At 47.9% G+C, this 8,625-nt stretch carries 8 protein-coding genes; 2 read left to right on the top strand and 6 right to left on the bottom strand.

Features of this window, described 5'->3' with window-relative positions; all coding sequences use genetic code 11:
* Nucleotides 1-35 precede the first annotated feature (35 nt).
* From CIK87_RS07815 to CIK87_RS07800, 4 genes are all read right to left on the bottom strand, one after another.
* Nucleotides 36-431 carry an endonuclease domain-containing protein gene (locus CIK87_RS07815; protein ID WP_094386728.1) on the bottom strand — a complete coding sequence of 132 codons (396 nt, stop codon included), beginning with the start codon at nt 429-431 and terminating at the stop codon, nt 36-38.
* A gap of 56 nt (nt 432-487) precedes the next feature.
* A complete protein-coding gene (locus CIK87_RS07810; protein ID WP_022311266.1) occupies nt 488-1,510 on the bottom strand; it encodes an electron transfer flavoprotein subunit alpha/FixB family protein in 1,023 nt (340 codons plus the stop codon).
* Nucleotides 1,511-1,514: 4 nt separating this feature from the next.
* Nucleotides 1,515-2,384 (bottom strand): electron transfer flavoprotein subunit beta/FixA family protein, encoded by an 870-nt coding sequence (locus tag CIK87_RS07805; RefSeq protein ID WP_022311267.1) that lies wholly within the window; start codon nt 2,382-2,384, stop codon nt 1,515-1,517.
* 100 nt (nt 2,385-2,484) lie between these two features.
* A complete protein-coding gene (locus tag CIK87_RS07800; RefSeq protein ID WP_144008149.1) occupies nt 2,485-2,733 on the bottom strand; it encodes a hypothetical protein in 249 nt (82 codons plus the stop codon).
* Between the two features lie 446 nt (nt 2,734-3,179).
* On the opposite strand from CIK87_RS07800, the gene CIK87_RS07795 reads away from it, so the two are divergent.
* Nucleotides 3,180-5,174: an HD-GYP domain-containing protein gene (locus CIK87_RS07795; protein WP_094386726.1), complete on the top strand. Its 1,995-nt coding sequence runs from the start codon at nt 3,180-3,182 to the stop codon at nt 5,172-5,174.
* Between the two features lie 81 nt (nt 5,175-5,255).
* The gene (locus CIK87_RS07790; RefSeq protein ID WP_216820589.1) at nt 5,256-5,726 is read left to right on the top strand and encodes a hypothetical protein; all 471 of its coding nucleotides are present in this window, start codon (nt 5,256-5,258) and stop codon (nt 5,724-5,726) included.
* A gap of 457 nt (nt 5,727-6,183) precedes the next feature.
* On the opposite strand, the gene CIK87_RS07785 is transcribed toward CIK87_RS07790, so the two are convergent.
* A complete protein-coding gene (locus CIK87_RS07785; RefSeq protein ID WP_094386725.1) occupies nt 6,184-6,663 on the bottom strand; it encodes an ISAs1 family transposase in 480 nt (159 codons plus the stop codon).
* Between the two features lie 432 nt (nt 6,664-7,095).
* The gene (locus CIK87_RS07775) at nt 7,096-8,616 is read right to left on the bottom strand and encodes a leucine-rich repeat domain-containing protein (protein ID WP_094386723.1); all 1,521 of its coding nucleotides are present in this window, start codon (nt 8,614-8,616) and stop codon (nt 7,096-7,098) included.
* Between the last annotated feature and the right edge of the window lie 9 nt (nt 8,617-8,625).

Raw genomic sequence — 8,625 nt, 5'->3', positions numbered from 1 at the left:
CTCCCCAAGGGGAGGGAGTAGAAAATGAAGGCTGTTTATTTGTTTTTTATTCTATTGTCTATCTCTCTTAGCACATTCTCGATTTCCTGGAGTACCTGTTTATTGGAAAAGCGTATTACCTCATAACCTCTCTGCTCGAGCCATTCGCTCCGCAAACTGTCATCGGCCGCCTGGCGCGGCTCTGCATGGTAAGCGCCATCTATTTCAATTACAAGTTTCTTCTCAACACAGGCAAAATCGACAATGTAATCGCCTATGGTATGCTGCCGGCGAAAATGGTAACCACAGCTTCTGGTTCTTCTCAGATAGTTCCACAGCAAGGATTCACACGGAGTCAAGTGGCGGCGGTTCTCCTTGGCAAAGGCCTTCAATATGGGATAAAGGCAGGGAGAAGCATCCTGAAATCCATAAGCTGTATCACCTTTTTTCATCAACAACACCCATCCCCCCTTTGATACCCTCCCCTTGGGAGGGACAGGGAGGGGCTTTACTTAGAATTTTGTTTGTAATACTTGATGAGTTTGGGCACTACCTCTTCCACGTTACCCACGATGACATAGTCGGCAATCTTGTTGATGGGAGCCTCGGGGTCGTTGTTGATAGAGATGATGATGCCTGAGTCCTGCATACCGGCAATGTGCTGAATCTGACCGGAAATACCACAGGCGATATATACCTTGGGATGAACGGTGACACCGGTCTGACCAATCTGGCGGTCGTGGTCTACCCATCCGGCATCGACAGCGGCACGGCTGGCACCAACCTCACCATGCAGCTCCTTGGCCAGTTGGAAGAGCTGGTCGAAGGCTTCCTTGCTACCTACACCGTAACCACCGGCTACCACGATGGGGGCACCCTTGAGGTTGTGCTTGGCAGCCTCGACATGACGGTCGAGAACCTTGACTACGTAGGCCTCGTCAGAGACATACTTGCTCACCTCGGGATAGACAACCTCACCCTTGGCGTTGCCCTCGTAGAGAGCTTTCTGCATCACGCCAGAGCGTACGGTGGCCATCTGAGGACGGTGGTCGGGATTGACGATGGTGGCCACGATGTTACCACCAAAAGCAGGACGAATCTGATACAACAGATTGTCGTAGTGCTTGCCGCTCTTCTTGTCGTCATAGTCACCAATCTCGAGCTGGGTACAGTCGGCTGTAAGACCCGATGTGAGTGATGAGCTCACGCGGGGACCCAGGTCGCGGCCAATCACAGTTGCACCCATCAGAGCTATCTGTGGCTGCTCCTCCTTGAAGAGGTTGACCATGATATCGGTATGGGGAGCCGAGGTGTAGGGGAAGAGACCCTCACCGTCGAACACGAACAACTTGTCAACGCCGTAGGGAAGAATCTGGTCTTCCACCTGGCCCTTGACGCCTGTACCGGCAACGACAGCGTGGAGCTCCACACCCAGTTCGTTGGCCAGCTTGCGGCCTTTAGTAAGCAATTCCTGAGAAACCTCGGCAACCTGTGTGCCTTCGACTTCGCAATATACAAATACGTTGTTCATATCCTTAACCTATAATCTTTTCGTCCAACAATTCCTTTACCAGACCCTCGACGTCGGCGTCGCTCGCTGTAAGGGTCTTGCTTTCCTTGGCCTGGAACACGATGTTCTTTACAGCCTTTACCTTGGTGGGTGAGCCAGCCAGACCACACTGTCCGGGGTCGCCATCGACGTCGGCTACCGACCACTGATTGAGGGTCAGATAGGGGCGCTCGTCATAGAGAGCAGACCAGGGCTCGTCGCCCTTGCGCTCCATAGGACAGGTGGCATACTTGTACTTCATCACCAGCTTGGCATTGCAGGGGCGGCAGGGAGCAGCGCTTCCGTTGACCGTTACCACTACAGGCAGAGGAGCCTCGACTGTCTCCACGCCACCGTCGATATGACGACGGATGGTGGCCTTGCCGTCTTCTACCTTGATGATTTCCTCTGCATAGGTCACCTGGTTGAGACCCAGCTTCTGGGCTACCTGAGGACCTACCTGGGCGGTATCACCGTCGATGGCCTGACGACCTCCGATAACGATATCTACATTGCCTATCTTCTTGATGGCTGTAGCCAGTGCATAAGAGGTAGCCAGGGTATCGGCGCCGGCAAACAGACGGTCGGTAAGCAGCCATCCGGTATCGGTGCCACGATAGAGGCCCTGACGGATTATCTCGCCGGCACGGGGGGGACCCATGGTGAGCACACCTACGGTGCTGCCGGGATTCTGCTCTTTCAGACGCAGAGCCTGCTCAAGGGCGTTCAAGTCTTCGGGGTTGAAGATAGCGGGCAACGCGGCACGGTTTACAGTGCCTTCTGCGGTCATCGCGTCTTTGCCCACATTTCTTGTGTCTGGTACCTGCTTTGCAAGTACAACAATGTTCAAACTCATAAAAAATATATTTAATTATATTGATTTTAATGCAAATACGGCGCAAAATTACAAATATTTTACAGCTTATGCAAATTAAAGAGAAAAAATTTGCACAGTCTTACGCAAACTGTGCACAAAGCGCAACTTTTGTGCAGTTTTTAGATAGCATCTCGGCGATGAGAGTCCGAAACTGTGCCATCAGCGCCACGCCATATATATAATAAGGTGTAATCACGGCGATTGTCACGACGACCTGGCAGCGGCGCGCGGAGGGAGCGGCGATGGGGTCGGTGCCCACACGGCTATGGGTTGAGGGAGCGGCAATGCCCTCTGCCCGCCCCACGCCCGCCTCCGCGCGGGGGCTCACCCGCGCAAATACTGCCGAGGGCCACACCATCCTCGTGGCGAAGCACGAAATAAGAATTGCGAGGCATGAAACGATGACGGCAAACCTGGATATACTCGTTTCGTGCCTTGATTTCAACTATAAGGTGGCTGCATCAATAATTACATGCCTCTGAGGAAACCTTACATCAAGCGGCGCCCTACTCTCCCCGCCCTCCATCACCGCGGTCTGGAGCACGGCAACAGCCACGATGGATGCCCAGAAGCAGGAGAAAACCGCCTAAATGGCGGTGCTGACAAGGGGTTCGCCACTTTTTGTCAGCAAGCCAATAGAAATTATAGAAAAATAATTTGCCATATCAGAATAAATGACGAAATTTGCAATAGTTATTGTCGTGTGCATAATGAATGACACACAGCGGTATCAGACAGAGACAATGTCTTACTTGAACAGAATATTATAACAAGATGTGTATACCATCTATGCCTTGCGAGATTTTCCACCGCCCCGCAAGGCTGTCATCGGGTAACAGCGGCAAACGGCTATCCATCATGCTTGCCGCCATCGTCTGCACCATCGCGTGCATGGCACAGCCGGCCTCACCCGCACATCACTACGAATTCAGAAAGTGGTTTCGCACATTGGCACAAAACCGCGTGGAGTACAACCGCTACAATGACAGCATCTTCCAGATACGCGACCACGACCAATGGACGAGGTTTCTACAGGTGCGGGCAAGGAAGAACCATGAGATAAACCTGTCTAACAGGCTGATTATCGACAGCATCAACCACGCCGTGACCGTAGGCGAGGTGCTCAACGACCACAGCCTCTACAGCGAATTCATCAGAGCTTTCACCCTGGATTATCTGAGAGCCGGCAAGGCCGACCCCTTCAACACGCTTACCCTCTGCAACGCCATGCAACGCTACAGCGATCACCAACCCGACAGCCTGCGCATGGACAACTGGCTGCATCTGTGGCGGGGAGTGGCTTATTTCCACATCTTCAGTCTCGACAACGACACCACGACGCTCCGTACTTCATACAACCACTTCAGAGCGGTGCTCGGCAAGGAGAGCGAGAGATTTCCCGCCTACAAGCAGTGTCGCGTCACAGCCCTCTACAACCTGTCGAGCTTTGCTTGGTTCAACAGCAAGATAATGACCGTAAGACAGTTGCGCACGAACATGCGCACCATGCGCCTCATGCTCAATGACACGACCATCCACATCTCTCCGAGTATGATGGCGAGACTGAAGAACAAGGCAGAAAGGATGGACGAGCTGCTGATACGCAACGTGTATCTCTACGACAGCACCATGATGAAGAGCCAGGAGGCCACATGGCTTATGACCAAGTTGGTAAAGAGCTACAAGAAAAAGAAAAACATGGACGACGAGCAGTATATGAACATGCTGCTCATGCAGGTAAGGCTCCAACAAATCACCGCAAAGGAAGCTCTGGACGCCTACAAGAGCCGGTATGCCCGCAACTGGAACCTGATAAAGGGCGTAAGGCTCAACGACGAGGAGTTCATGGACTTCATCCAGCAGTATTACTCGATACTCTACCTCAACGACATTGCCGATATCCCCTACAGAGAGAAGCGCCGTACGGTCAAACTGCTGTGCGGACATATTGTAACGGCGTTCAGAAACCGCCACGATGACCAGCACTCCACCCAGTTTGTAAAGATGCTCAAGACACTGGTCGTCTACGAGCGCATCACGCGATACCTGAAGCCCGAAGAGAGGGTCGACTTCCTCGAAGAGCTCATCGTGACGACCGACTTGCCCACCTATGCCCACTCGGTGCACGTGGCAGAGATAGCCACGACCATCATCAGCGCCATGGTGAAGAAAGAACCGCAGCTGCTGGTAGGCTACCTGGGCTGTCAGAACGCGCGCAACGTGACCAGGCACAAGAAGCTGTTCGTGGAATACATGCGCAGGGCGGCAGAGTTTCACGACTTGGGCAAGACTATCATGGTTCCCGTGGTCAACAACGACTTCAGACCGCTCACCGATATGGAGCGCAAAATTATACAGGGGCATCCGCGTCGCGGACTGCGGTTTCTGGAGCTCGACCCACGACTGGCGCCATTCCACGATGCCATTCTGGGTCACCACAAGTGGTACAACGGCAAAGGAGGTTACCCTGCAGACTTCGACAACACCCGCTCGCCTTACCGCCTGCTCATCGACATACTCACCCTGAGCGACTGCCTGCAGGCAGCTACAGAGCGCATAGGCCGCAACTATAAGAACCCGAAGACATTCAACACCGTAATCAACGAGTTCCGCCAAGAAGCCGGCACCCGATACAACCCCCAGGTGGTAGAGTTTATAGACCGTCATCCGGAGTTGGCCAACAGGCTCAGATGGCTGCTCACCGACGGATGGCTGGACATCTACTACATGATATACAAGAAGTATTTTGCCAATACCGACAAGCAGTAGCACCCCACCGCCAGCCACCATCGTCCCAGCCAGCCATCGCCCCGCAGCCGGCTGAGCAGGAGTGACAGCGGGGATGACGATTTGTCACATAATTTTGTAGGAAAAGCTGAAATTAAATGTGCAGAATGGATAGGGCATCATACATTAATGTTGGTGCCCAGACATGAAAAAGCCACTAGGATATTAGAGTTGTCAACTGGCTATTCTTGGAATGATGCCCAAGAGAGTATGACCATCAACACTCCCAACGGTATTTTCGAGCTGAAAGGGATGAACAGTTTGACATATAAAGGCAAACAACATACCTTAATGGGAATACCATTGGAGAAAGTTTATCATCAGAAAAGGGTAGAAGAAAGCTTATTCAATAGTAATGATTTCGTGCCAACCCTACCAAATAATCAGATAGTCACCCAAGGTTTCTATGATACAATTAAAAACTTTGTAGATACGGTAGAAGGGAAAAAAGTATCATCAATACAATCTTTAGAAGCGTTTATCGACACTTATAAGTTGTTAGAATCAATTCGTTCAATTCAAAATAAGCAATAGATATGGTAAAGCAAATTGTATTTTTAGTTCTTTCTGTTATGGCTTTGAGTTCTTGCTCTACAGAGCAAAATGCAATGGAGCCAATCAGAATGAGTGACGTAATAAGTTCGGGCTGCACCTCTTCCTTTTCTGCAAAAGAAAGTCATCCGGAATATTATGAAAGTGAAATGGAGAAGTCTCCAAATATGGTTCTCTCGGTGGATGCAAAAGGGGCAGGTCATTTCAATGTGACTGACCTCCGAGGAAACTGTGCGTTAAATGGTTTTAGACCTCAGGTTAGTTCACAAGCCAACTCAATCTGTATCGTTTTGGTTCCATTGGGCGACCCCACTGTTGAAGCTGACTGTATGTGCCACTATAATGTGAGTTTTAAGCTGTCAAATTTAACAAATGACAGTTATCATTTGGCAGTCTATCTCTCTGATTTCGCAGGCAAATATGATTCAACCCAACCGCTTTATGAAGGAAAAGTCTCTTTTCTGGCCTTTATCTCGTTAGATTTTTCTCCAACCTTTTCTTGTCCTAATGATACGCCATTGTCAACAGCCCAGGCACTCACCATTCTTATGGGACAAATTTTACCATTCTCATCTTCCGATCTTGCACCACGCATTTCCTTGCCATCAATAGCAATAACGCCCTTATATTTTCCGTATAAATCTTGTACCCATTCACGAAATCCTGCCTCAAATTCCTTGGGATTTATGATGGAAAAAACGCGATTAAATGTATCATGACTAGGTATTTCTTCAAGGCCTTTTATTCTGGACTTGAAAAAATCTATATGGGCAATACCAAATTCTTCTATTTCATTCCAACTTTCAGCACCACCTATAATCGCGGCTAAAGTGATATAAATGATACTTTCAAGACTGTGTTTTTGAAGATGATTACGACGCGGATCTTGGATATTGTTCAATATAATCGAGATATTCATGCTTTTTTGGGGAGTAAAGGTAATACTTTTTTAGGAAATACCTTTGATTATCATGGAGAAAAGTAATGCATCGGCCCTGGTCTCGGTCGGCGCGTGTGTGCGTTTCGGTCGGCGCGCGTGCTCACACCGACCGATGCGCGATGACCATCAAACTTCTTTGACACGACAAAGGAGTCTTTTTGATACGACCTATCTGCGTGATATAATTGAGCGTAACCATCTACGCAATCCAGAAGGATTGAAGGAATTGGTGCGTGTGCTTGCCTCGGGCATTGGTTCATCAACCAATCCAACGAGAATAGCCAATACCTTTCAATCTGCACAAGGAGTAACCATAAAAAGGGGGTGTGTCAAAAGTCAAACAAGCGGGCTGTTTAAACTTTTGACACACCCCCTATAAAAATATTGTCTCACAAGGATGCTAGCCACCCATTATTGAACAACAACTTTCTTCACGCTACCATCGCTATACTTCACGATATTCAATCCCTTGGTTGGACCTACCAATCGCTGACCATTTACTGAATAGCGAGCTACCTCCTCAACATCGGTAGAAGTTGTAGTCTTGTCGATGCCTGTTGCGTCGAACTCTACTATGTTCTCAAAGTAGTCGCCAAAGAGAGAGAGCCAGTAATCATCACGAGTTCCCATTGGTACATAAAGTGTGCATTTCTTGGCATCAACTTCTCCGAATACATTACTACCTATTTTTGGTACTTTCTCTGCATATACATAAATAGAAGTTAATCCACTACAGCCTTGGAATGCGCGATTGCTTAACTCGGTAATACCAGCAGGAAGGTTTAAACTCGTTAATCCGCTACAGCCATAGAATGCTTCATCGCCTATTGAGGTAATACCAGCAGGAAGGGTTAAACTCGTTAATCCGATACAGCCACTGAATGCGTAAGAGTCTATTAAGGTAATACCAGCAGGAAGGGTTAAACTCGTTAATCCGATACAGCCATAGAATGCGCCATTGCTTATCTCGGTAATACCAGCAGGAAGGGTTAAACTCGTTAATCCGCGACAGCCACTGAATGCGCCAACGCCTATTGAGGTAATACCAGCAGGAAGGTTTAAACTCGTTAATCCGCTACAGCCATAGAATGCTTCAGAGCCTATTGAGGTAATACCAGCAGGAAGGGTTAAACTAGTTAATCCGCTACAGCCATAGAATGCGTTCCAGCCTATTGAGGTAATACCAGCAGGAAGGGTTAAACTCGTTAATCCGCGACAGCCTTGGAAAACATAATTACCTAAAGTAGTTACGTTAGATGGTATTTCGATACTTGTGATCTCTTTATCATTTATATAATATTTAATACCACAATCTACATCTATATAAGGATGACCTTTTATTAAATATGTGTCTAAATTATCATTTATACAAAATCTAACCTCTTTTAATCCGCTACAGCCCCAGAATGCGCCTTTGCTTATCTCGGTAATACCAGCAGGAAGGGTTAAACTCGTTAATCCGCTACAGTCATAGAATGCGCAATCGTCTATCTCGGTAATACCAGCAGGAAGGTTTAAACTCGTTAATCCGCTACAGCCATAGAATGCGTCATAGCCTATCTCATCATTATAAGTATAATAATATCTATTATTATAATTATCATTATAATAGCAATCCCCACCTCCTACAATCTTTGCCTCAGACAAATCTAATACAGAAAGCTTTCCGTCAGTAGAATTACCTATATAATCTCTTCCAGCCATCTCACGAATCATCCTCAAATCCGTACCATTTATCTTACCAATAATCTTCAAATTGGTAATCTTATACTTTTTACTACTTGCAATTCTATCAGGCAAAGTACCAGCCTTTTTCAACTGAATGGTGATTTGCCTTGTAATCAAGTCGTTATCTGCAGCATAAAGCGACAAACAACCAAGCAACATAAACATCAAGGTAAAAAAACTACCTCTTTTAATAATTTGTTTCATAACTATTCT

This window comes from Prevotella sp. P5-64, from assembly GCF_002251285.1.
Lineage (GTDB): Bacteria > Bacteroidota > Bacteroidia > Bacteroidales > Bacteroidaceae > Prevotella.
The sequence above is the reverse complement of the archived record's forward strand: the minus strand, read 5'-3'. Positions and strand labels throughout refer to the sequence as shown.

Coding starts and splice junctions, on each gene's coding strand:
- CIK87_RS07810 (WP_022311266.1), bottom strand. CDS start 1,510: ATGAACAACGTATTTGTATATTGCGAAGTCGAAGGCACACAGGTTGCC.
- CIK87_RS07815 (WP_094386728.1), bottom strand. CDS start 431: ATGAAAAAAGGTGATACAGCTTATGGATTTCAGGATGCTTCTCCCTGC.
- CIK87_RS07775 (WP_094386723.1), bottom strand. CDS start 8,616: ATGAAACAAATTATTAAAAGAGGTAGTTTTTTTACCTTGATGTTTATG.
- CIK87_RS07795 (WP_094386726.1), top strand. CDS start 3,180: ATGTGTATACCATCTATGCCTTGCGAGATTTTCCACCGCCCCGCAAGG.
- CIK87_RS07805 (WP_022311267.1), bottom strand. CDS start 2,384: ATGAGTTTGAACATTGTTGTACTTGCAAAGCAGGTACCAGACACAAGA.
- CIK87_RS07785 (WP_094386725.1), bottom strand. CDS start 6,663: ATGAATATCTCGATTATATTGAACAATATCCAAGATCCGCGTCGTAAT.